This is a genomic window from Rosenbergiella australiborealis, from assembly GCF_018494035.1.
Lineage (GTDB): Bacteria > Pseudomonadota > Gammaproteobacteria > Enterobacterales > Enterobacteriaceae > Rosenbergiella > Rosenbergiella australiborealis.
On the sequence record NZ_JABBFO010000056.1, the window covers coordinates 1 to 227 of the forward strand.

Genomic DNA, 227 nt, shown 5'->3' on the forward strand with positions numbered 1-227 from the left:
ACGATTGATGTGGGTAAGCATACGCAATTAAACGGTGCCGTTATCGGCTCAACGGCGTCAGCAGAGAATAATCAGTTACAGACCGGTACCCTTGGCTTTAACAGCATCCTCAACCATGCGCAGTATAAGGTTGAGCATCAAAGCGTGGGTCTCAGCACGGGCAGTGATATAGCAAAACAATTACTGAGTCATGCGGCGACCAGTTTGTTAGTCGGCGCGAAGGGCTC

At 50.2% G+C, this 227-nt stretch carries 1 pseudogene; it reads left to right on the forward strand.

Going from position 1 to position 227, the window contains the following annotated elements:
* Nucleotides 1-227: pseudogene (locus HGT73_RS14690) on the forward strand (hypothetical protein); the annotation flags it as partial.